This window comes from Ekhidna sp., from assembly GCF_964218185.1.
Classification (GTDB): Bacteria; Bacteroidota; Bacteroidia; order Cytophagales; family Cyclobacteriaceae; genus Ekhidna.
The window spans coordinates 93619-114992 of the sequence record NZ_CAXPLV010000003.1 but is presented as its reverse complement, the minus strand read 5'-3'; the positions used below and the strand labels follow the sequence as shown (position 1 = coordinate 114992).

The 21374-nt window shown below is 42.2% G+C and carries 25 protein-coding genes; 11 read left to right on the top strand and 14 right to left on the bottom strand.

Going from position 1 to position 21374, the window contains the following annotated elements:
• Position 1 precedes the first annotated feature (1 nt).
• Complete coding sequence (gene rsmA / locus ACEQZT_RS03650; protein ID WP_370087339.1) at positions 2-760, bottom strand: 16S rRNA (adenine(1518)-N(6)/adenine(1519)-N(6))-dimethyltransferase RsmA; 759 nt, start codon at positions 758-760, stop codon at positions 2-4.
• A gap of 64 nt (positions 761-824) precedes the next feature.
• Here rsmA and pdxA point away from each other — a divergent pair, with 64 nt between their 5' ends.
• The 7 genes from pdxA (at position 825) to accC (ending at position 6233) form a co-directional block, all read left to right on the top strand.
• Positions 825-1868, top strand: a complete 1044-nt coding sequence (gene pdxA, locus ACEQZT_RS03645; protein ID WP_370087337.1) for a 4-hydroxythreonine-4-phosphate dehydrogenase PdxA — start codon at positions 825-827, stop codon at positions 1866-1868.
• 68 nt (positions 1869-1936) lie between these two features.
• Complete coding sequence (locus tag ACEQZT_RS03640; RefSeq protein ID WP_370087335.1) at positions 1937-2449, top strand: DUF177 domain-containing protein; 513 nt, start codon at positions 1937-1939, stop codon at positions 2447-2449.
• 25 nt (positions 2450-2474) lie between these two features.
• Positions 2475-2666: a 50S ribosomal protein L32 gene (gene rpmF, locus ACEQZT_RS03635; RefSeq protein WP_089356102.1), complete on the top strand. Its 192-nt coding sequence runs from the start codon at positions 2475-2477 to the stop codon at positions 2664-2666.
• A gap of 10 nt (positions 2667-2676) precedes the next feature.
• Positions 2677-3675 (top strand): beta-ketoacyl-ACP synthase III, encoded by a 999-nt coding sequence (locus tag ACEQZT_RS03630; RefSeq protein ID WP_370087333.1) that lies wholly within the window; start codon positions 2677-2679, stop codon positions 3673-3675.
• 76 nt (positions 3676-3751) lie between these two features.
• Positions 3752-4315: an elongation factor P gene (gene efp / locus ACEQZT_RS03625; RefSeq protein ID WP_370087331.1), complete on the top strand. Its 564-nt coding sequence runs from the start codon at positions 3752-3754 to the stop codon at positions 4313-4315.
• A gap of 67 nt (positions 4316-4382) precedes the next feature.
• On the top strand, positions 4383-4874 hold the full coding sequence (accB, locus tag ACEQZT_RS03620; RefSeq protein ID WP_370087329.1) for an acetyl-CoA carboxylase biotin carboxyl carrier protein: 492 nt from the start codon (positions 4383-4385) through the stop codon (positions 4872-4874).
• A 12-nt stretch (positions 4875-4886) separates the two neighbouring features.
• Entirely contained in the window at positions 4887-6233 is a 1347-nt protein-coding gene (accC, locus tag ACEQZT_RS03615; protein WP_370087327.1) for an acetyl-CoA carboxylase biotin carboxylase subunit, read from the top strand.
• Between the two features lie 81 nt (positions 6234-6314).
• Here accC and ACEQZT_RS03610 read toward each other — a convergent pair whose 3' ends face one another.
• The 3 genes from ACEQZT_RS03610 to ACEQZT_RS03600 form a co-directional block, all read right to left on the bottom strand.
• A complete protein-coding gene (locus ACEQZT_RS03610) occupies positions 6315-7388 on the bottom strand; it encodes a hypothetical protein (RefSeq protein ID WP_370087325.1) in 1074 nt (357 codons plus the stop codon).
• 39 nt (positions 7389-7427) lie between these two features.
• Positions 7428-7892, bottom strand: a complete 465-nt coding sequence (locus tag ACEQZT_RS03605) for a T9SS type A sorting domain-containing protein (RefSeq protein WP_370087323.1) — start codon at positions 7890-7892, stop codon at positions 7428-7430.
• Positions 7893-7954: 62 nt separating this feature from the next.
• Complete coding sequence (locus ACEQZT_RS03600) at positions 7955-8530, bottom strand: DUF3109 family protein (RefSeq protein WP_370087321.1); 576 nt, start codon at positions 8528-8530, stop codon at positions 7955-7957.
• Between the two features lie 310 nt (positions 8531-8840).
• On the opposite strand from ACEQZT_RS03600, the gene ACEQZT_RS03595 reads away from it, so the two are divergent.
• Entirely contained in the window at positions 8841-9407 is a 567-nt protein-coding gene (locus ACEQZT_RS03595; protein ID WP_370087319.1) for a YceI family protein, read from the top strand.
• Between the two features lie 60 nt (positions 9408-9467).
• Here ACEQZT_RS03595 and thiL read toward each other — a convergent pair whose 3' ends face one another.
• Together thiL and mce are read right to left on the bottom strand one after the other, a co-directional pair.
• A complete protein-coding gene (gene thiL / locus ACEQZT_RS03590) occupies positions 9468-10499 on the bottom strand; it encodes a thiamine-phosphate kinase (protein ID WP_370087317.1) in 1032 nt (343 codons plus the stop codon).
• Between the two features lie 76 nt (positions 10500-10575).
• Positions 10576-10983: a methylmalonyl-CoA epimerase gene (gene mce, locus ACEQZT_RS03585; RefSeq protein WP_370087315.1), complete on the bottom strand. Its 408-nt coding sequence runs from the start codon at positions 10981-10983 to the stop codon at positions 10576-10578.
• Positions 10984-11063: 80 nt separating this feature from the next.
• Here mce and ACEQZT_RS03580 point away from each other — a divergent pair, with 80 nt between their 5' ends.
• The 3 genes from ACEQZT_RS03580 to ACEQZT_RS03570 are packed head-to-tail and all read left to right on the top strand — an operon-like array spanning position 11064 to position 12353.
• Positions 11064-11471, top strand: a complete 408-nt coding sequence (locus ACEQZT_RS03580; protein WP_370087313.1) for a hypothetical protein — start codon at positions 11064-11066, stop codon at positions 11469-11471.
• On the top strand, positions 11471-11797 hold the full coding sequence (locus ACEQZT_RS03575) for a HesB/IscA family protein (RefSeq protein ID WP_370087311.1): 327 nt from the start codon (positions 11471-11473) through the stop codon (positions 11795-11797). Before ACEQZT_RS03580 ends, ACEQZT_RS03575 begins: the two co-directional genes overlap by 1 nt.
• Before the next feature lie 31 nt (positions 11798-11828).
• Complete coding sequence (locus tag ACEQZT_RS03570; protein WP_370087309.1) at positions 11829-12353, top strand: hypothetical protein; 525 nt, start codon at positions 11829-11831, stop codon at positions 12351-12353.
• Here ACEQZT_RS03570 and ACEQZT_RS03565 read toward each other — a convergent pair.
• The 8 genes from ACEQZT_RS03565 to ACEQZT_RS03530 are packed head-to-tail and all read right to left on the bottom strand — an operon-like array spanning position 12350 to position 21374.
• The gene (locus ACEQZT_RS03565) at positions 12350-14236 is read right to left on the bottom strand and encodes an amidophosphoribosyltransferase (RefSeq protein ID WP_370087308.1); all 1887 of its coding nucleotides are present in this window, start codon (positions 14234-14236) and stop codon (positions 12350-12352) included. The two genes, ACEQZT_RS03570 and ACEQZT_RS03565, sit on opposite strands and share 4 nt — an antisense overlap.
• Positions 14229-15641 carry an NADH-quinone oxidoreductase subunit N gene (locus tag ACEQZT_RS03560; protein WP_370087306.1) on the bottom strand — a complete coding sequence of 471 codons (1413 nt, stop codon included), beginning with the start codon at positions 15639-15641 and terminating at the stop codon, positions 14229-14231. The genes ACEQZT_RS03565 and ACEQZT_RS03560 overlap by 8 nt, the downstream gene beginning before the upstream one ends.
• A complete protein-coding gene (locus ACEQZT_RS03555; RefSeq protein WP_370087304.1) occupies positions 15638-17221 on the bottom strand; it encodes a NuoM family protein in 1584 nt (527 codons plus the stop codon). The genes ACEQZT_RS03560 and ACEQZT_RS03555 overlap by 4 nt, the downstream gene beginning before the upstream one ends.
• A gap of 6 nt (positions 17222-17227) precedes the next feature.
• Positions 17228-19111, bottom strand: coding sequence for an NADH-quinone oxidoreductase subunit L (locus tag ACEQZT_RS03550; RefSeq protein ID WP_370087302.1), 1884 nt, complete (start codon positions 19109-19111; stop codon positions 17228-17230).
• The gene (locus tag ACEQZT_RS03545; RefSeq protein WP_370087300.1) at positions 19108-19932 is read right to left on the bottom strand and encodes a sulfurtransferase; all 825 of its coding nucleotides are present in this window, start codon (positions 19930-19932) and stop codon (positions 19108-19110) included. The genes ACEQZT_RS03550 and ACEQZT_RS03545 overlap by 4 nt, the downstream gene beginning before the upstream one ends.
• Positions 19932-20240: an NADH-quinone oxidoreductase subunit NuoK gene (gene nuoK / locus ACEQZT_RS03540; protein WP_370087298.1), complete on the bottom strand. Its 309-nt coding sequence runs from the start codon at positions 20238-20240 to the stop codon at positions 19932-19934. The genes ACEQZT_RS03545 and nuoK overlap by 1 nt, the downstream gene beginning before the upstream one ends.
• Positions 20233-20727 (bottom strand): NADH-quinone oxidoreductase subunit J, encoded by a 495-nt coding sequence (locus ACEQZT_RS03535; protein WP_370087296.1) that lies wholly within the window; start codon positions 20725-20727, stop codon positions 20233-20235. Before ACEQZT_RS03535 ends, nuoK begins: the two co-directional genes overlap by 8 nt.
• Positions 20724-21374 (bottom strand): 4Fe-4S dicluster domain-containing protein, encoded by a 651-nt coding sequence (locus ACEQZT_RS03530; protein WP_370087295.1) that lies wholly within the window; start codon positions 21372-21374, stop codon positions 20724-20726. Before ACEQZT_RS03530 ends, ACEQZT_RS03535 begins: the two co-directional genes overlap by 4 nt.

The window sequence follows — 21374 nt, the reverse complement described above, 5'->3', positions numbered from 1 at the left end:
GTCAGGTGATTTTTTCAGTCAGAGAGATAAAATCTTGAACAGATAGCTGCTCTGCCCGCTTGTTCATCACATCGAGGCTAGTCACAGCGTCAGGCAAATTTAGGTCTTTTAGGGCGTTGCGCAAGGTCTTCCTCCGCTTCCCAAAACCGGACTTCACCACTCGTTTGAATAGCTTTTCATCACATGATAATTGAGCTACATTATTTCGCTTTAACCTAATTACGGCGGACTGAACCTTGGGGGGCGGGTTGAATACCCCTGGGGGAACTTTGAACAAATACTCAATATCAAAAAATGCCTGCAGCAACACGCTCAGGATGCCATACGTTTTTGATCCTTCCTTTTCGCAAATCCGATCCGCTACCTCCTTCTGAATCATGCAAACGACTTCATCCACCTTGTCCCGGTCGTCCCAGATTTTAAAGAACAACTGTGAAGAAATGTTGTAAGGGAAATTCCCTATTACATTGAATCGTTCAAACGGCACATCATATTTCAGGTAATCCTGAAATTGAAATCGCTCTCCATGATCGGGATAGGTGGACTTTAAATAATCAATAGACTCTAAGTCTACATCCAATGCGTAAAACTCCCAGCTTGGTTTTTCCAGCAAATATTTGGTAAGCACACCTGTACCGGGACCTATCTCCAAAACAGGGAGATTTTCTATATTCTTCAGAGCTTCCACAATCTTCAAAGCGATGTTTTCATCCTTCAAAAAATGTTGCCCTAAATGTTTCTTTGGTTTTACGCCTGCCAACTTATGCTCCGTTTATATTTGCACTCTTCAGTACTGATTCAATTTCGATTTAAGTATACTGCAAATGGGGGAATCGTCAAGCAAAAAAAACAAACCTGTCATTGGAATCACTCTTGGTGACGTAAATGGGATTGGCCCGGAGGTGATTATCAAGTCACTGGAAGACAACAGAATTCTAAAGCAGTTCACTCCTGTTATATACGGATCAGCAAAGGTGATATCGTTTTACCGCAAACAACTAGACAAAGAAAACTTCAACTATCAGCAGATTTCATCCATCGACAAGATTTTTCACAAAAAAGTCAATGTATTAAACGTATGGGATGAAGCTGTAGAAATAACTCCCGGCCAAGCCAATGAAATTGGTGGAAAATATGCTGTTCTCTCTTTACAAAGTGCTGTCCAAGATTTAAAAGAGGGAAAGATTGATGCTATAACTACGGCACCTTTAAGTAAAGATTTAGTTCAGTCGGATGATTTCAAATTTCCTGGCCATACTGAATACCTTACTCAGGAAGCCGGAGAAAATGACAGCCTCATGTTTCTGGTTCATGATACACTCAGAGTGGGTGTGGTGACGGGGCACATTCCTTTGAAGCAAGTGAGCGAAAAAGTGACCAAAGAAAAGATTGTTTTCAAGCTGCAAAAAATGATCAAGTCTTTGCAGAAGGATTTCGGTATTAAAAAACCAAGAATTGCAGTTTTAGGTCTCAACCCACATGCCGGAGAAAATGGACTACTGGGTGATGAAGAGGAGAAAGTCATCTTGCCTGCCATCAATGAATTAAAGGCAGGTCATCACATAGTTGCTGGCCCTTTCCCTGCCGATGGATTTTTTGGTATGCAGACTTACAAGCAATATGATGGAGTGCTGACCATGTATCACGATCAGGGGCTCATTCCTTTCAAGACACTGGCCTTCGAGGAAGGCATTAATTACACAGCAGGACTTCCATTCGTACGCACATCTCCAGATCACGGAACAGCCTTTGCGATAGCGGGGAAAAATGAAGCCGACGAGACCTCTTTTCGCAATGCACTCTACCTGGCAAATGACATTATTCGCCAGCGAAATGAAAATCAGTGCGAGAGTGCTGATGAAAAGTAATTCATAAAGCTTTTGTAGTACTTGGATTCTATCTAAATTTGCGGGTCTTTACCGGGAAGTGGACGGAAATGAAGGAATTGAAAGAGTTCAAGATTGAGATTTTTGGCCTGAGCAACAGTACTCACGACTTCAATTTCACCTTTAATGATGATTTCTTCACTCATTTTGAAAACAGCCTGGTGAGCAAGGGCAAAGGCACTTGTGATGTGATTTTGACAAAAACGGACTCAATGATTACCCTCGATTTGAAGATTGAAGGCACCATTGAGCTGGAATGTGACAGAAGTTTGGAGCTTTTTGATTTCCCAGTTTCGGTAAACAAGGAAATCATTTACAAATACGGTGACGAGGAGAAAGAGCTAAGTGAAGATGTATTTGTCATCCTTAAAGGTGAGCAACAAATCAATATCGCATCGTTCTTGTACGAATCAATCAGTCTTGAAATACCGATGAAAAAACTTCATCCAAAATTCAAAGGCCAACCTGAAAGCGACGAGATGATTTACGTTTCTGAAACTGCAGGAGAATCACAGGAAGAAAGCACTGATCCCAGATGGGAAGCCCTGAAAAAATTGAAATAAGAAAAATTTAGATAGAGAAAAGAAGATGGCGCATCCAAAACGAAAGATTTCGAAAACCAGAAGAGACAAGAGAAGAACGCATTATAAAGCTACTCCAAAGAGCTTTGTGATCTGTCCTACTACAGGTGAAGCTCACCTTCCACACAGAGCCTTCTGGCATGAAGGTAAACTTTACTATAAAGGTAAAGTAGTGATGGAAAAAGAAGTTTTAGCTTAAGCTAAGTCAGATGCCTAAAATTCAAGCAGCCATAACTGGCGTTCATGGTTACGTCCCAGAGGATGTAATCACCAACAAAGACCTTGAGAAGATGGTGGATACCAACGATGAGTGGATCACCAGCAGAACAGGCATCAAAAGACGACACATATTAAAAGGTGAAAATCAGGGAACTTCCGTGATGGCCGTAAAAGCCGTGGAAGGACTCTTGAAAAAAACCAATACCAAAGCGGAAGATATCGATCTGGTGATCTGTGCAACCACTACACCAGATATGGTTTTTCCTGCAACTGCAAACATCATCTCCAACCAGATTGGAGCAGTCAATGCATTTGGTTACGATATCCAGGCAGCATGTTCTGGATTTCTCTATGCCCTGGCCACTGGCTCTCAGTTCATTGAGACAGGCAAGTACAAAAAGGTGGTAGTCATTGGAGCGGACAAGATGTCCTCCATTGTAGATTATACCGACAGAGCTACCTGCATCATTTTTGGTGATGGGGCTGGTGCTGTGATGCTGGAGCCTACCGAGGAAGACTATGGAATCAAAGACTCGGTTCTAAAATCTGACGGTTCAGGTGAGCCATTCCTGCACATGAAGGCTGGAGGTAGCCGTAGACCTGCAACAGAGGAGACTGTTAAAAACAGAGAGCACTTTGCTTATCAAGAGGGCTCAACTGTATTCAAGTTTGCAGTAAAGAATATGGCAGACGTGGCTGCTCAGGTGATGGAACGAAACAATCTTACTGCCGAAGATGTAGCTTACCTTGTACCTCATCAAGCCAACAAACGAATCATTGACGCAACTGCTAATCGAATGGGAGTAAGCGATGAGAAAGTAATGCTCAATATTGAGGAGTATGGAAACACAACAAGTGGCACCATTCCTCTGTGCTTATTTGATTACGAGAGCAAACTGAGAAAAGGTGACAATCTGATCCTTGCCGCCTTTGGTGGTGGATTTACCTGGGGAGCGATCTGGGTGAAATGGGCTTACGATCCTAAATAACCGCGGTACCCGTGAGGAAGATATAAAAGATATGCCTCATCAAAATCAAGAATAACCAAATAATTAACATTCCAAAATGGCAACTACAGCAGATATCAAAAATGGATTGGTGATAGAGTTTAATCATGATCTGTTTAGTGTAGTGGAATTTCAGCACGTAAAGCCAGGAAAGGGTCCTGCTTTCGTACGAACCAAACTCAAAAGCATTACCACCGGTAAAGTGATAGACAATACGTTCTCTGCCGGTCACAAAATCACCACCGCACGTGTAGAGCGAAGACCCTATCAGTTCCTTTACAAAGATGATATGGGCTACCACTGCATGGACACCAACACCTATGAGCAGGTGGCCGTGCAGGAATCCCTGATCAATGCTCCTAAATTTCTGAAAGATGGACAGGAGGTCGAAATCCTTTTCCATGCTGAAGAAGAAAAAATTCTGAGCTGTGAATTGCCACAACATGTGATCATGACAGTGACGCAAGCTGATCCTGGCGTGAAAGGCAACACTGCTACGAACGCAACGAAAAATGCTATGGTAGAAACAGGAGCAACTATCCAGGTGCCAATGTTTATAGAGCAGGATGAAGTCATCAAGATCAATACTGTTGATGGCACCTATGTAGAGCGAGTTAAATAATTTACTCGCTCCCTAAAAGAAATTAATTACCTTAGTTCTCAAGATTTTTTTAATCAACAATTAACCTATGAAGGCCAAAGAAATTCAAGAATTGATCAATTTTCTTTCCGAGTCAGGCTTGGAAGAAGTAAATATTGAAACTGAAAATTTTAAGGTAAGCATCAAGCGAAGTGCAGAGCAGCATGTGATCGCTTCTGCTCCTGCGATGGCAGCACCGGCACCTATGCCTCAAGCTGCTCCTGCTCCAGCACCTCAGGCAGCACCGGCACCTGCTCCAGCAGCGGATGGTGGTGGAAGTGCTCCCGCTTCAGATGGCAACCTTGTAGAAATAAAATCCCCTATGATCGGTACATTCTATCGATCCGCAAACCCTGAGTCTCCTGCATTTGTAGAAGTAGGAAGCTCAATTAAGGCTGGCGATACAGTTTGTATCATTGAAGCCATGAAGCTTTTCAACGAAATCGAGTCGGAAGTGTCAGGTAAAATCGTAAAAGTATTGGTTGATAATGCTCAACCAGTTGAATACGACCAGCCGCTTTTCCTAGTTGATCCATCGTAAAACAACAGCACTATGTTTAAGAAGATTTTGATTGCCAATCGAGGCGAGATTGCATTACGTATTATCCGTACCTGCAAGGAAATGGGCATCAAGACGGTGGCTGTTTATTCCAAAGCTGATGCGGATAGCTTGCATGTTCGATTTGCTGATGAGGCAGTGTGTATAGGCCCGGCCGCCAGTAAAGATTCCTATCTTAAGATCCCAAATATCATTGCTGCTGCAGAAGTAACCAATGCGGATGCTATCCATCCTGGATATGGATTCCTTTCAGAAAACGCAGAATTTTCTCGAGTGTGTGCGGAGAACAAAATTAAGTTCATCGGTGCTAGTGAGGAGATGATCAGCAAGATGGGAGACAAGGCAACTGCGAAGGCGACCATGATTGCTGCCGGAGTTCCTGTTGTGCCAGGATCTGAGGGTCTTTTGGAGTCCGCAGAGCAAGGAATGAGTCTTGCAAAAGAAATTGGATACCCTGTGATGATCAAAGCTACCGCCGGTGGGGGTGGTAAGGGTATGCGCCTCATCAAAGAAGAGAGCGAATTCAAAAAAGCATGGGATAGTGCCCGTCAGGAAGCAGCAGCTTCTTTCGGGAATGACGGCATGTACATGGAGAAGTTTGTGGAGGAGCCGAGACATGTGGAGATTCAGATCGTGGGCGACAGCACAGGAAAGGCTTGTCACCTGTCTGAGCGAGATTGCTCCATCCAGCGAAGACACCAAAAGCTCATTGAAGAAACTCCTTCCCCTATCGTATCTCAGGAACTAAGAGAAAAGATGGGTGCTGCTGCAATTAAAGGTGCTGAAGCGATTAAATACGAAGGAGCCGGAACCGTTGAGTTTCTTGTGGATAAGCACGGAGAGTTCTACTTTATGGAGATGAACACTCGTATCCAGGTGGAGCACCCAATTACAGAGGAAGTAACTGATTACGACCTGATTAAAGAGCAGATCAAAGTTGCTGCAGGTGAGAAGATTTCGGGAAGAAACTACTATCCTCAGCTTCACTCAATCGAGGTTAGAATTAATGCGGAAGATCCCGCGAATGGCTTCCGACCAAGCCCAGGTAAGATCACTAACCTTCACTTCCCGGGTGGACATGGAGTGCGGATTGACAGTCATGTATATGCAGGCTACACCATCCCTCCTTTTTACGATTCTATGATCGGTAAACTAATCGTGAGTGCACAGACAAGAGAAGAAGCGATCATTAAAATGAAGCGCGCGTTGGAGGAGACAGTGATTGAAGGAATCAAAACAACCATTCCTTTCCATCTTGCGATGATGGACGACAAAGCGTTTAAGTCTGGTAACTTCACTACAAAGTACCTGGATACCTGGGACTTTAGCGTTCTTAAATAAGAAATAGTCTTTAGAGATATAAACCCTCATTGGAAACAGTGAGGGTTTTTATTTTTTCTTAGGTAACAGAGATAGAGTATTTTAAAATGCCCTAACGGCTCTTATGTAACCATTAGCTGACTCTGAACCACCATTATTATAGTGATATCCACTGTTGAGTGTAAAGTTGTAGTAATAATGACCGGAACTTGCCTTATGTGAGGATGTGTGATAAAGTCCCTCAAAAATAATTGTTGTTAATGGATCTCCATCTGAATCTAATGCTTTATTCACTTCATAGAGATTATTTACTATGATGCGCATTTCGTCTCTTGATGGCAGATACCAATCAGTGAATCCACCTGCATCATAATCAGAACAAAGAACCACCCCGGAACCAGCTGCAGAACCAGCTAAAGCATCAGAGGTATTGGATGCTCCATCCCAGGGAGAATTCGAAGAAAATGTTCCCGCTTGAGCTGAAGTACTTAAATCCTCAAGACTCATAATCAACCCGTGCTGTCCGGTATGATCAACATGTATCACAATTCCACCACCAAAAAACTCACCCACATAATGTTCAGTCTCTGATTCAGATACACTAATCACATTATCTGTTATCTCTATTCCGCTTCCGGCTGTATATACTCCTACACTATCAGCATATGATCCACCTCCATTGCTTAGAGTTACTGTAGTACCTATTCGGCTAATAGTTTGAATTTCGTTAGTCGGGTCATTATCCGCATCATCAACTAAATCTGCAATTACACTTTCAGCAGTTTTTGCATGCAATGCATAAGGTACACTTAACAGCTGACTAGCTCCCATAACATCATAGTTTGTGCCACCCGAAAGATCCACAGCAGTCTCAATGAAGAATGGTCCATTTTCCCAATCAATAGTTGAAAAATCATCACTTGAAGTACCGCTTCCAATCTGAATATTAACTAATCCATGGTCATTGGTCGTTGGTGTAAAAGTCTCAGCATATACCGATGTTCCGTTGGCTGTTCCCTGACGTAGCGTAATTTTAATTCCAACAGCCTCATTACTCATCGGCGCTCCGTCATTTCCTCTAACTACAGCCTGATATTTAAATCCTTCTGGAGCCTGACCATATGAACAGATCGAAACTACAATAGTCAATGTGAATAAGAGTTTTTTTAAAGTCATAGTTTCAAAAATTGGTGTGTAAAGACAGTTCATGATTGATTAGTTATTGGATTTTATGATTTTAAAACTTTTCAAAATGGATGACTCGCTTCTCAGAATCAATGAGTAAACTCCAGCACCTAATTCGTGAACTTGAATTTGAGTTTGAGATTCTGAGAGCCTACTCTGAAGTACAATTTTCCCCTTAGAATCATAGAGAGTGTAGTCAACATCCTTAAATTCACTACTATTGATATATAGCACATTCATAGAAGGATTGGGAAATATTGATATTTCATGTTCTTGATAACCCAGCACCTCAGAAATCGTCAATGTGCTTTGATGAAATCCCTGAGTCAGATAACCATTGTCTCCAGTTAATGTATTAGTTACTACTTCACCGATCGTAAAATCAATACTTCCATTCACTTGTGAATATGAATCTCCTTGGGAAGAAATTACCTCCTGAGCATTAACGACAGAAGCAAGTACCCCTAAAGTGAGTATGATTAAAGAATATCTCATTGTACCTTTTTTCAATTAACACAATAAAATAATTGAAAAAATGAGTGAGTCGAAATACCTATTTAGGGGTATTTTTTGAAGTCATAAACCTTCTCCTCCAACTCCTTATACCAGTCCTCACCATACTTTCGAATCAGGGCGTCCTTCAAGAATTTATACACGGGCACTTTCAGTTCTTTGCCCAGGTCACAGGCAGGAGAGCAAATCTGCCAGCGGTCATAATTGAGTGCTTCAAAGTCCGGGAGCTTAGAAATGCGAATAGGATATAAGTGGCATGAGATAGGCTTCTTAAAATCCGTTTTCCCTTCTTTATGTGCTTGTTCGATGCTGCACTTCAGAATTTTATTCTCATCATAAAAGGCGAAGGCACATTCTTTTCCATTGATCGTGGTAGTAGACAGGTCCCCATCTTCGTCCAACAAGTAGCCTCCCTCCTTTTCCAGCACAGCAATGGCTTCTTTTGTCAGGTATGGCTTCACCATCTCTATCACCTTGTCTATCTCCTCCAGTTCCTCCTCCAAAAGTGGTGCACCCAGGTCTCCCTCCACACAGCAGGCACCCTTGCACTTCGTTAAGTCACAAACAAATGCTTCCTCTATCACATCATCCGAAACCAACGTATTCCCTACCTCAATCATATTCTCAAGTTTTAATCAATTTGGCCATTTGGCCTAAATAAAGGATTTGATATTCAATTGATAGATACTTCGAAAAACCTGCCTTACCGCAGGCAGGTGCAATATGACAAACCATTTTTCACCTTGCACGGTTATGTTGAGTCTGTCGAAACATCTATCTCTTTTTCAAAAGCCACTCAATAAAATATCAATTTGACCGATTATTCAAATTTTCTTCAAAATTATGGAACAATTTTGGAGTTGAGGCGTTATATGCTTGTACATTTAATGTATGTACATTTAATTTGAAGAAAAATAAATACAAAAAACCATGATTAAAGCATTTATTGTTTTCGCAGCGCTAGTAAGTGGCGAAGCAAAAGATTACAAAGTAAACACCTCAGAGAGTACTGTAGAATGGGTGGGTAAGAAAGTAACAGGGCAGCATAACGGCACTATTGCCTTGAAAAACGGTACACTCGCAATGGAAGATGGAAAACTCACCGGTGGTTCTTTCACGATTGACATGACTACTATTACAGATCTTGATCTTTCCGGTGGATCAAAGGAAAAACTAGAAGGACACCTTAAATCTGATGACTTTTTCGGGGTAGAAAAATACCCAACTTCCACATTTGTGATTACCAGAGCAGTACCTCAAGGACCTGGCAAATACAAAGTGATTGGAAACATTACCATAAAAGGAAAAACAGAGCAAATTCAGTTTCCAGCAACAGTTGAGGAAAAAGATGGAAAGATCATGGCCTCTGCCAACATCACCATTGATAGATCTAAATTCGATGTGAGATTTGGATCAGGTAGCTTCTTCGATAATCTGGGAGACAGAACAATCTATGATAACTTTGACCTGACTGTAAATCTGGTGGCAGGCAAGTAAGACTTTGAGTTAGTGATTAGGTGATAGGGTCACCCGAGCAATCGGGTGGCCTTTTTTGTTCTAAAAATGTCTCCAGCCCTGAGCCTGTAGCTCTACTACATTTTGACTTCTCGTTACAAATGTTCTCCCTTTTTCCTTGGCCTGCATATAGCCAATGGTATGGATATCTGCGTGGTTCTTGATTTTCTCGAAATCATCCTGTCCGATGGTGAAAAGAAGCTCATAGTCTTCTCCTCCATTAAGCGCACAGGAGTTCGGATCAATGCTAAACTCTGCCGCAGTTTCAAACGCTTGCTTTTCAATTGGAATTTTGTCTTCGTAGATAGCCACCCCTAGCCCTGACTGCTTACATAAATGGAACGCTTCTGAAGCCAGTCCGTCCGAAATGTCTATCATAGATGTTGGCTGAATGCCCAAATCTTTAAACTCATGGATGATGTCCATTCGCGCCTTTGGTCTCAGTTGACGCCCAACCACATAATCGTACTGATCCAACTTCGGCTGCATATCAGGATTGGCCAGGTACTCCTGCTTCTCTCGCTCCAGCACTTGCAAGCCTACAAATGCACCACCCAGATCACCGGTCACACATAAGATGTCGCTCTCCATCGCTCCATTTCGGTATACGATTTTATCTCTATCTACTTCACCAATGGCAGTTACAGAGATAACTAAACCGGAGGCCGATGATGTAGTATCTCCTCCTACCAAATCCACATTGTACTCATCACATGCCGCTTTGATTCCCTCGTAGATAGCTTCCACGGCTTCCACTGAGAAACGATTGCTTAGCCCAAGATTGACCGTAATCTGCGTTGGTGTTCCATTCATAGCAGCAATGTCAGAAACATTCACAGCAACTGCCTTATACCCTAAATGAGGGAGAGGCATATAGGAAAGATCAAAATGCACACCCTCGAGCAGCATGTCTGTGGTGGTAAGCAGATACTTATCACCGAGATCAAACACGGCTGTATCGTCTCCAATTCCTTTGACAACCTTTTGATTCTTAGGTTCAAATTTTTCGGCAATTCGGTCTATGAGACCAAACTCTCCGATCTCTCCTATTTCTGTTCTCTTTTCGTCGCTCATATTCTGATGAGATCCTTCACTGTGTTCAGGGTGACACTAATCATGTCATTCTGAGGAACGAAGAATCTATTAAATTTTATTTTCTAATCTCCTGACACAACTCCACCAAAACTCCATTGGCACTCTTAGGGTGTATGAAGCATACCAGTTTATTGTCTGCCCCTTTGGATACTTCTGGTCGTGTAAACTGAAATCCCTCTTTTTGCAAACGATCCAATTCATAATGAATATCCTCAACTTCAAAAGCTATGTGATGAATCCCTTCCCCGCGTTTCTCTATGAACTTTGCGATTGCACTATTTTCATTACTAGCACTTAAAAACTCAATCTTAGTATTACCTACTTTGAAAAATGAAGTATCGACCTGCTCTGTTTCCACCGATTCCATCTTGTAGGGAGATTCTCCAAAAAGCTTCGTATAAATTTCGTTTACACTTTCCAGATCCTTTACAGCTATACCAATATGCTCTACGTTTTTCCACATATACACGATCAATTAAGTAAGTTTGCAAAAATGCAGGAACTTTCAGTCGATCTGAAAAGTTTACCAACATATTGACGGAAATGGAGCTAAGATCAGATATTCATGTAGAATCTGCCAAGATTCAAAACGAAATAAAAAACTTCCTGGGGCTAAGAAGTGACGAGGTGATTTTTGAATTTTCAAACAACGAAGGGAAAGTTAAACTAGACTTGATTACCATCAACCCGAGGCATAATCAATCTTTTCTGTTCAAAACGATCAATGGATTTGACAAGACAGATGCGCTTCACAAGATGTTGGAGTATGTGCGTACTCACAAAGAAAAAGAGAGCTCCTTTACCATTCAGTGGATGATGAAGGGAATGAACGAGCTTCAGACCTCCTATTTCCGAGCAAAGAATATGTATGATGCCATGGATAAGCTTTATTATGGCAGAGATATGAATAACCTGACTGTATTCAGTATTGTATTAAATCCGGTAGCCTGATGATAAACGTAACTGATAAAGCGAGAGAAGAAATTGTGACCCTACTTGGTAAGGAGGGGAAATCATTAGAGCATAACATCCGGGTATCTGTAAAAGGTGGTGGATGCTCCGGGTTGATGTATGACCTGTCTTTTGATCCTGAAATTCAGGATGCTGATGAGGTGTTTGAAGACAAAGGGGTGAAAATACTGGTAGACAAAAAGAGTTTGCTCTACTTGCTTGGCACTACTTTGGATTTTTCAGACGGACTCAATGGAAAAGGTTTTCAATTCGTGAATCCGAATGCATCCAGAACCTGCGGGTGTGGAGAGAGTTTCTCAGTTTAGGCATTTCCTATGATGTGACTATTTTAGTCACATGAAAAAATGGTCCTCCGACAGATGGTTAAGTATTGTTGCAATTATTGCGTCACTTGGGACACTGTTTACTATTGTCTACCAAACTAACCTGATCCGAAAGCAGCAATATGCTTCCGTGCTTCCCTACCTGGAAATGTGGAATTCTAATCCTGGAAAGGATGGTGAGACCTATCTTTATCTCCTTATGAACAATGGAATAGGTCCGGCATTTATTCGAGAAGTAAGGGTTCACTATGGAGACTCAGTCTATATTGATGATCCGGCCACTTTCACTCATCGTGTAATTAAGCCTAAAGACTCGATCACAAATGTTCATTACTCGAATATCAAAACAGGAAGGCTGATTCCTGCTGGGGAACATATCGAGCTTGTAGGAGTATCTAAAGATTCCGTCAATGCCTCCATTTTAAGACGCTGGTTTGCTCAAACCGATTCAATAGAAGTGGAAATAATCTATGAATCAGTCTATGGAGAACAATGGAGTGCTCGTGGTATAGCTACAGAGCCGGTGAGGATTGATTAATAAGCTCTAACCTCCACCCCTTTCATGAAATTGATGAAAGCCTTGTTGACTACCCTATTTCCTCCTGGGGTTGGATAATCGCCTGTGAAGTACCAGTCGCCTAAGTGATTTGGACAAGCTTTGTGAAGATTCTCCACTGTCTGATAAACCACCTCAACTTCCGCCCTGATTCCATCTGGCTTCACAATCTCAGTGATCTTCTTCGAGATTTCTTCATCAGTGAATTGCTGATACAGTTCATTTACATGATTCACCGGATTGGCCTCTGACTGGCTGGCCAGACACTTATCAAAAACGATATCGAGAAGCTCTTCTTTATTCTGATCTTTCAGCAACTCCAACACTGCCCTAAAGGCCAGAAACTCTCTCATTTTGCTCATATCAATCCCGTAGCAATCCGGAAATCGAATCTGAGGAGCAGAGGAAACTATGACGATCTTTTTGGGTTCCAGCCTATCTAAAAGGGTAAGAATACTTTTTTCCAGTGTAGTACCACGAACGATACTATCATCAATCACAACGAGTGTATCTGTATGTTTATTGATAACCTCATACGTGGTGTCATATACATGAGAAACCAATTCATCTCTTCCCTTATCATCCGTGATGAACGTTCTTAGTTTAGCATCTTTCAGCACCAGTTTTTCAACTCTCGGCTGAAAGTTCAGCATCTCCTCAATGGAATCAGCAGATGGCTTTCCTTCGAGAATTACTTCTTTTCTTTTCGCAATCAGATATTTTTCCACCCCTCGCATTAGTCCAAGGAAGGATGTCTCAGCAGTATTGGGGATGTATGAAAAAACAGTATTTCGAAGGTCAGAATTTATAGCTTTTAAAACCTGAGGAACCAACAATTCTCCCAGCATTCTTCGCTCATTATAAATATCCGGATCAGTACCGCGAGAGAAGTAGATTCGCTCAAATGAACATGATTTTCGTTCGATTGGCTCTATAAACTGTTTTTGTTCATAGTCTCCATTCTTAGAAATGATAAGCGCATGGCCAGGCTTCACTTCTTCAATCTCTGAGTATTCACAGCCAAAAGCGGTTTTAATCGCCTGTTTTTCAGAGGTGACCACCACCACTTCATCATCTGCATAATAGTAAGCTGGTCGAATTCCAGCAGGATCCCGGGCAACAAACGATGCGCCGTAACCAATGATCCCTGCCATGGCATACCCGCCATCAAAATCACGACAAGATCGCTTCAAAACACGCTGAAGATCAATCTCCTCTTCGATCTTATAGGTGATTTCCTCGTTGGATAGTTCGTCCTTGTATTTATCAAAGATTCGTTGATTTTCTTCATCAAGGAAGTGACCAATCTTTTCCATGACGGTCACCGTGTCAACCTTATCCTTAGGAAACTGTCCTAAGCCAACAAGGATGTTGAACAATTCCTCCACATTGGTCATATTGAAGTTTCCTGCCATGACCAGATTCCTGCTCCTCCAGTTGTTCTGCCTTAGAAATGGATGACAATTTTCAATGCTGTTTTTCCCGTGCGTCCCGTACCTCAGGTGTCCCAGCCAGGACTCACCCGTAAAAGCATAATTTTCCTTCAGCCATTCCGCATTGTTTTCATCGCCACTTGGGTCCTTTTTGGCTTTTAGGTACTTCTTACTGATTTTTCCAAAGATCTCCTCAATGGGATTAGAATTGATCGTTCTGTATCTGGAAATGTATCGTAAGCCCGGTGGAATGTCGATTTTAATGCTGGCCACTCCCACACCATCCTGCCCGCGATTACTCTGCTTTTTCATCAGCAGGTACATCTTTTTGGCTGCATACGCAGGCGTGCCGTATTTGTCAATGTAATATTGGAGGGGTTTCCTTAAGCGGAGGTGGGCTATGCCACATTCGTGTTTTATCGGGTCACTCATGGACGTTGTTAAGCAATTGTTGCGCTTCCATTACCATCTGAGGTACAAAGAACAACAATAACAACACAATACAGAAAAGAGTTGCTAAAATTTTCGTTGAGAAATTGAAATTGATTGACCGATCATCGACTGGAGCTGAAAGGAATATGCTTTTTGGTATCCTGAAGTAAAAGAAAAGTGAACCCACTGTGGCCAGTAAGGCAACCACCAGGTACATCATCAATCCGGACTCCCAAAGGGTACTAAAAAGAAAGAACTTAGCAGTGAAACCCGCCAATGGAGGAAGTCCAACCAGCGAAACGAGAATTAGCGAAAATACTACCCCTATCCAAGTCTCCTTATGAGACTTGTTGTAATCTGCCACTTCATAAATTCCTGTTTTTTCATAGCGATCCAGCATAAAAAATGCAGCAAAATTCATGATCCCATAAATAAGCGAGTAATACCAAAAAGCATCAGATGAAGTGGTCGTTTGCAGTAAGGCAAAAGGTAGTAAAAATCCTGAATGAGCTATTGCACCAAAACCGATCATCCGCCTTGCATTACGCTGCTTAAAAGCTCCCAATGTTCCGGCTATGATCGTTAGCATTCCCAGAGCAAATACTAACCTTAAAACCCAATGATCATCACTGAATATCTCCGTGTTGAATAGCCTTTGCAATAACACAAGAGCTGCCAGTTTCGGAACGATAGACATGAAAGCAGCAGCATCTGCTGGTGCTTCTTGATAGGTGGCTGGCACCCATAGGTGTGCTGGTGCAAGAGAGATTTTAAAAAAAATGCCAACCAAAAAAAGAACAAAACCAACCTGCGCAAACAGTCCTGAAAATAGTACCTCATTCCAGCCTCTAATTTGAATGGTGCCCGTTGCACCGTAAATCATGCCCAAACCAAATAGCATGGTTGCTGAACAGATGGCCCCAAATAAGAGGTATTTGATGCCTGCTTCAAAGGATTTTTCCTTGAAGGTGAAATTTGTTAGGATATAAGAACAGAATGAAACCAGCTCAATTGCAAGATAGATTATCAGAAGGTTGTTGGCCTTCATGATAAACAGACTCCCAACAAGCATTGCCAGTATGAAAAAAAAGAATTCCGTACGATGCTGTTTTGCCCTTCCAAAAAGTGGCAAGAGACCACCAATAATCAAAAAGATGAAACCAAAGGACGAGCTTAAGCTGGATAGGGCAAGTGAACCGGATAAGATCGATCCTGAAAGAGTGTTGTTGTAGTTAAGGGCTATGCTAACTACAATAGATAGCAGGTATACTACGATGACCAGTTTGTCCAGTCTCTTTATCAGCCCGACGAGTAAAGTGACAATAGCCCCAAGCATCAATGCAGTCTCTGTCCACACGCCTTGAAGTTCATTGAGAATGCTATTCAACTGCTCAATCAGGCTCATGGTTGTATGAGGCTAAACTGTTGAGTAAAAAAGCGAATGGTTTCATCACTGAAGTCCAATATCCATCGAGGATACACGCCGAGTGCTATGATCAATAAGGCTAGTGGGATCAGCATGAGCTTTTCTCTTGCATTCAAGTCAAGCATGTTTTGCTCCCAGGCAGCCTCTCTAACAAAATATTTTCCATAAAACATTCGCTGGATCGTCCAAAGAAAATAGGCCGCTGAGATAGCGATCCCCAAGGTAGCAAGAATCCCAATCCACATCGAGAATTGATCACTACCAAATGCTCCTATCAGCACCATTAGCTCACCTACAAATCCCGACAATCCCGGAAGCCCTAGACCAGCAAAGAAACATACAGCCATAAAAAAGGTATAGACCGGCATCTTCTCTGCCAATCCGCTGAAGTTCTCCATGGCTCGATTTCCGGTGCGATCATAGATCACCCCTGCGATCAGAAAGAGCGCTGGAGAAATCAGCCCGTGAGAGATCATGTGGAACAGAGCCCCAGAAAATCCCACAGCTGTCAGTGAAGCTAGTCCTACTAGCACAAAGCCCATGTGCGACACAGATGAATAGGCTACCATACGTTTCAGGTCTCGCTGAGCTAGTGCATTCATCCCTCCATATAATATTGAAATAACTCCGAGGATCGCAACCAGGCCAGAAAACTCCACCGCAACGTCAGGAAAGATTCCATATGCGATCCGCAGCAAACCATAGGCTCCAACTTTCAGTAGCAACCCAGCTAAAACTACAGAAATAGGCGTAGGTGCCTCCACGTGCGCATCCGGCAGCCAGGTGTGTACAGGTACTGCGGGTAGTTTGATACCAAACCCAATAATTAAAAACAGGAATGCAAGCACACGTGCGGAATACCCAAAAATCAACTGAGGAGATCCAGGATCAAGAACTGTATTAGAAGCATAAGCTCCATCAAGCATTTTCACCATACTAAAGGTGTGAACTTCCCCATCCATTACGCTGAGGTATAAAGCGATCATCACCACCAGAATGAATAGCGAGCCCAGAAGAGTATAAAGGAAAAATTTGATGGAAGCGTAAGATCTGCGCTTTCCCCCCCATATCCCGATTAGGAAAAACATGGGTAAAAGCATGAATTCGAAGCAGAGATAAAAAAGAAAAAAGTCTAATGCGATGAAGCATCCTACAATGCTCGAGCTGAGAATGAGATATAGTATGTGATACCCTTTGGCCTTTTCCTGGATATTCCAAGAGGAAATTACACCAATAAGGAGCACAAATGAAGATAGCACCACAAGAGGAAGACTGATGCCATCAACACCTATGAAATATTGGATGCTTATGGAGCCCATACTACCAAACGACATGCTGATCCAGTCGACTTTTTCAACGAACTGAAATGCTCCTTCCCAATTTTCCGGAATAAGAGAGCTGTCGAAGTTGATCATCAACAGCACCGCAAGAACGAGTTGTATTCCTACCGTGGCTAATGATAGCCTTCTAAAAATGCCCCATCGTTCGGCTGGGATAAACAGCATCATTAGTGCAACTATCAGCGGTAGGATGAAAATATAGGTTAGGATGTTTTGCATGCGTTGCTAAAAAAATAGTATCCAAATTAAAATCAAAATAACCCCCACAATCAACCACATCATCTGCGCTTGTACACTTCTGGAACTTAGGCCAGCCAGTCTATCACCAATAGCTGTTGAAACAAAGCCTGTAAGATTTACCGGCCCATCTACTACAAATCGATCGATCAGGGCTGCTACCTTGGCAAGCACTACTGTGCCTACTCCCAATAAATGAAGAATTCCATCCACCACTTTCTCATCAATCTTACTAAGAAATTCAGCACATTGGCTTACAAACTTTCCTAGGTATTCATACAAAGCAACCAGATACAATCCCTCAAGCAGGATTTTGAGTTTTTTCTGACCAAAACCTGCATAGGATTCCGCATAAGTAGAACCAGGCTTAAAGAATGAATAAGCGAGCGCCAGTCCAGCAGAAGACAGAATGATAGAAAGGAGCATCACCAGCATGGATGACACTTCAACAGGTAAGTCATTACCCATCCAAAAACCTTGAAGCCATGTTTCATGGGCGAGTGGATTCCAATTGAAGAAAATCCAAATTGAACCTAAAGCCAACAAAACCAACGGAAGCTTTATCTGTAGATTTTCAGTAAAAGAAACTGAGCTACTAATTCTACTCTGTCCAAAGAATACAAGCAAAACCATCCTGCCCACATAAAGTGCTGTAATAAAAGCTGTGATCAATCCTATATCCGGGATCATGTAGCTCCAGGTTCCTGTCTGATTTGCCCACTCCCATCCGGCTAGAATAATTCCTTCTTTAGACATAAATCCACTAAAAAATGGAATTCCAGCTAATGCCAATGAGCAAATCAGAAATGCCCGAAATGTCCAGGGCATCTTCTCCTTAAGTCCACCCATATTTCGCATGTCCTGCGCATCTTTATCGGTGGCCTGATGCATGTAGTGAATGATTGCTCCGGCACCAAGAAAAAGTCCTGCTTTAAAAAACGCATGAGTAAACAAGTGAAAAATAGCAGCTGATCCTGCGCCCACACCTACTCCCATAATCATATATCCAAGTTGAGAAATAGTAGAATACGCCAACACCTTCTTTATATCGTGTTGAAACAAAGCACATACTGCGGCATAGAAGGCTGTCAATGTACCAATCACCGCAATCCACGTCAATGCAACCTCATGCATGAATGGGCCTACCCGATAAAGTAAATAAACTCCGGCAGCCACCATCGTAGCAGCATGGATGAGTGCCGACACAGGTGTTGGACCTACCATTGCCTTGGTAAGCCAGCCTGAAAACGGCAATTGTGCAGATTTTCCAAATGCTCCAATAGCCATCAAAATGGATGGCACAAACAGCCATATCCCATTCATCTCAGAAATATTAAGGGAACCATCTTTGTTGAGCATTAGGATACCAATGAGCAAAGCGACATCTGCTACTCGGTTGACCATGAATGCAAGCCGAGCCGAGGAAGGAACTCCTTCCTTTCTATACCAAAACCCAATCAACAGATAGGAAGAAAGACCAACCAATTCCCAGAAAATAAAAAGTAAAATCAGGTGATCTGCTAGCAACAAGCCGATCATTGAAAAAGTAAACAAGCCGAGTTTTGCGAAATACCTATTCTTCCCTAAATCATCCTTCAAGTATTCCATTGAAAAAATGTGGACGAGCAGCGAGATGAAAATTACCAGGCAAGTCAAAATTAAGGTGGTGTCATCGACGATAATCCCTAAGGAATATCCAGGCAACCATTCTAAAGTAACTTGCAGATTAACCCCGAGAATTAGAGTGAGAGCAGAGGCAATCAACGACATTCCCATACCTATGATAGCTACTACAGGCTTATTAAATATTGCTGACAGCAATCCACCCACCACCGGAAGAAACAATGACAATATAATCAGTAGCTCCTTCATTTTTCTTTAGCGATTGATCCTCCTCGAAGCACCCATTCGGTCCATGAACCATCATAAATCGGACTGATGTGATTTGAAACTTTGTGATGGGCCAGCATGGTGATGCATGCTGTTAGACCTGACCCACAGGAAAAGACCAACTCTTTATTTTGATCCACCCCATTGAATATCTTTTTTAGCTTATCTTCTGATTTGAAATAGCCATCCTGCAGCACATGCTCGAAGGGTATATTTGCCGAGTTGGGAATATGTCCTGAATCCAATCCTTCCCGAGGCTCAGGAGATGATCCGTCAAACCTGCCAGCAGAACGGGCATCTACAACGTGAAATGTGTCCCTTTCAAGATTTGATTGAATATCTTCAAAGTATTTCACTAGGTCCGGTTGAAGATCTGCCTTGAAATCTCCCTGATCTTGTGAAGTGATTAAAGTGTCAGTAATCGGTTTACCATCTTTAATCCAGGCTGGCAAACCACCATCCAGCACTGCGATATTGTTATGTCCCATTACCTTGAACATCCACCAAACCCTTGGACTCCAGTAAATACCTGCATTGTCATAAACCACAATTTTACTGCTATGATTTACCCCCAGTTCCCGGCACTTCTGACTGAACCATTCAGGACTTGACAGAGTATTAGGAAATTCGCTATCCTGCTCCGAAAACTCCTTCAGACTGAAAGCTATCGATCCTGGAATGTAATTTCCTTCATAGGCATTTTCTTGTTTTTTCACACTTGTGGATTGACTGGCGTCAAGCACAATCAGGTCTGCTTCATTCAGGTGTTGTTCGAGCCAATGTGTGGAGACGATATCGTTCATCAGTTACCTATTTCGTTTAATTCATCCAGATTTGACACACCTGATTTACGATAAATGTTCAGGAGAATGGCTAATGCAATTGATACCTCACACACCGTCAAAACCACAGCAAAAATTGCCATGATTTGTCCATTGATTGATGGATCAAATTGTGAAAAAGCTGCAAGCACCACATTGCCCGCATTTAGCATCAATTCAACCCCTATCAAAACGAAAATTGAATTTTTCTTGGTGATCACCACATAGGTTCCTGAGCTAAAAAGAAGTGCAGCCAGATATAGGGTGTATGTTAGCATCGTTTCACTCATCTGCAGCCATTTTTGCTAAGTATGCAGCACCAACTAATGCCACTAAAAGAGTAAATGCAATCAGCTCAAATGCCACCAGATGATCTGTCAAAAAAGACACACCTATTTGGGCGATCTGATCTTCTGCAAGTGCGCCTCCTGTTGTTTCAAATGAAGCCGATGAGATGATATAACAAAGCCCTCCAAAAACACTAATCGAAATTAGGGTGCCAAGAAATTTATTGTTCGATCCCGAAAGGACTTTTTCTCCCCTCAATCTATTGGTCATCATCACACCGAATGCAAGCAAAATAACTACCCCTCCAGCATAGAGCATGATCTGCACCACGGCTAGCAACTCCGAAGACAGTAGCACATATACACCTGCCACCCCGATCAAAGTTAGACAGAGAGCATATGCTGCATGCACAATGTTTTTGGTGAAAAGAATGATACCGACACCCGAAAGCACTAAAAGCAAAAGAAATATTTGAATAGAGACAATCATTTCTTCTTTGGTATGCGAGGTTTAAAAACAGGTTTTGCTGCCGGTTTCTTCATCACTTCTACATCCTTATTGGAAGATGGAAGCTCTGGTTTAGCCTTAGTTTTTTCAGCCTGATATTCCTCAAACTCCTTCTTCTTTTCTGTAATTTCCTTATCAGTCATTTTGCTAAAAGAGAAGTTGTGATCTAAAATATCCGTGGTGCTAAAATCAAATTCTTTGGTCATCGTTAAACACTCGGTTGGGCATACAACCGTGCAGAGTCCACAAAAGCAGCACTTGGACATGTCTATGTCGAATTTGGCTGCATGAATCCTGAGAGGTGTGCCATCTGATGTTTGCCCAAAGACTTCTGGTGATCGGACTGGTTCAATGTCGATACAATCAACCGGACAAATTTTAGCGCATTTATCACAGACTATGCAATCATCGATTTCATTGTGCAACTGATACCTTCCATGATCAGGAATAGGTATTTGTTCATGCGGGTATTGAACTGTAAAGGTGCCATTCGCCTTATCAAAATAATTGTCATCTAGGACAGACTCCTTCTTTCTTTTCTTTCGAGCTTCAAAAAAGTATTTGATTGAAAGAGATAACCCCTTGAGAGTGGTGCCAATGGCATTCGATATGTTACTGAAATAGCTCAT

Coding starts and splice junctions, on each gene's coding strand:
- pdxA (WP_370087337.1), top strand. CDS start 825: ATGGGGGAATCGTCAAGCAAAAAAAACAAACCTGTCATTGGAATCACT.
- ACEQZT_RS03640 (WP_370087335.1), top strand. CDS start 1,937: ATGAAGGAATTGAAAGAGTTCAAGATTGAGATTTTTGGCCTGAGCAAC.
- rpmF (WP_089356102.1), top strand. CDS start 2,475: ATGGCGCATCCAAAACGAAAGATTTCGAAAACCAGAAGAGACAAGAGA.
- ACEQZT_RS03630 (WP_370087333.1), top strand. CDS start 2,677: ATGCCTAAAATTCAAGCAGCCATAACTGGCGTTCATGGTTACGTCCCA.
- efp (WP_370087331.1), top strand. CDS start 3,752: ATGGCAACTACAGCAGATATCAAAAATGGATTGGTGATAGAGTTTAAT.
- accB (WP_370087329.1), top strand. CDS start 4,383: ATGAAGGCCAAAGAAATTCAAGAATTGATCAATTTTCTTTCCGAGTCA.
- accC (WP_370087327.1), top strand. CDS start 4,887: ATGTTTAAGAAGATTTTGATTGCCAATCGAGGCGAGATTGCATTACGT.
- ACEQZT_RS03610 (WP_370087325.1), bottom strand. CDS start 7,388: ATGACTTTAAAAAAACTCTTATTCACATTGACTATTGTAGTTTCGATC.
- ACEQZT_RS03605 (WP_370087323.1), bottom strand. CDS start 7,892: ATGAGATATTCTTTAATCATACTCACTTTAGGGGTACTTGCTTCTGTC.
- ACEQZT_RS03600 (WP_370087321.1), bottom strand. CDS start 8,530: ATGATTGAGGTAGGGAATACGTTGGTTTCGGATGATGTGATAGAGGAA.
- ACEQZT_RS03595 (WP_370087319.1), top strand. CDS start 8,841: ATGATTAAAGCATTTATTGTTTTCGCAGCGCTAGTAAGTGGCGAAGCA.
- thiL (WP_370087317.1), bottom strand. CDS start 10,499: ATGAGCGACGAAAAGAGAACAGAAATAGGAGAGATCGGAGAGTTTGGT.
- mce (WP_370087315.1), bottom strand. CDS start 10,983: ATGTGGAAAAACGTAGAGCATATTGGTATAGCTGTAAAGGATCTGGAA.
- ACEQZT_RS03580 (WP_370087313.1), top strand. CDS start 11,064: ATGGAGCTAAGATCAGATATTCATGTAGAATCTGCCAAGATTCAAAAC.
- ACEQZT_RS03575 (WP_370087311.1), top strand. CDS start 11,471: ATGATAAACGTAACTGATAAAGCGAGAGAAGAAATTGTGACCCTACTT.
- ACEQZT_RS03570 (WP_370087309.1), top strand. CDS start 11,829: ATGAAAAAATGGTCCTCCGACAGATGGTTAAGTATTGTTGCAATTATT.
- ACEQZT_RS03565 (WP_370087308.1), bottom strand. CDS start 14,236: ATGAGTGACCCGATAAAACACGAATGTGGCATAGCCCACCTCCGCTTA.
- ACEQZT_RS03560 (WP_370087306.1), bottom strand. CDS start 15,641: ATGAGCCTGATTGAGCAGTTGAATAGCATTCTCAATGAACTTCAAGGC.
- ACEQZT_RS03555 (WP_370087304.1), bottom strand. CDS start 17,221: ATGCAAAACATCCTAACCTATATTTTCATCCTACCGCTGATAGTTGCA.
- ACEQZT_RS03550 (WP_370087302.1), bottom strand. CDS start 19,111: ATGAAGGAGCTACTGATTATATTGTCATTGTTTCTTCCGGTGGTGGGT.
- ACEQZT_RS03545 (WP_370087300.1), bottom strand. CDS start 19,932: ATGAACGATATCGTCTCCACACATTGGCTCGAACAACACCTGAATGAA.
- nuoK (WP_370087298.1), bottom strand. CDS start 20,240: ATGAGTGAAACGATGCTAACATACACCCTATATCTGGCTGCACTTCTT.
- ACEQZT_RS03535 (WP_370087296.1), bottom strand. CDS start 20,727: ATGATTGTCTCTATTCAAATATTTCTTTTGCTTTTAGTGCTTTCGGGT.
- ACEQZT_RS03530 (WP_370087295.1), bottom strand. CDS start 21,374: ATGAGCTATTTCAGTAACATATCGAATGCCATTGGCACCACTCTCAAG.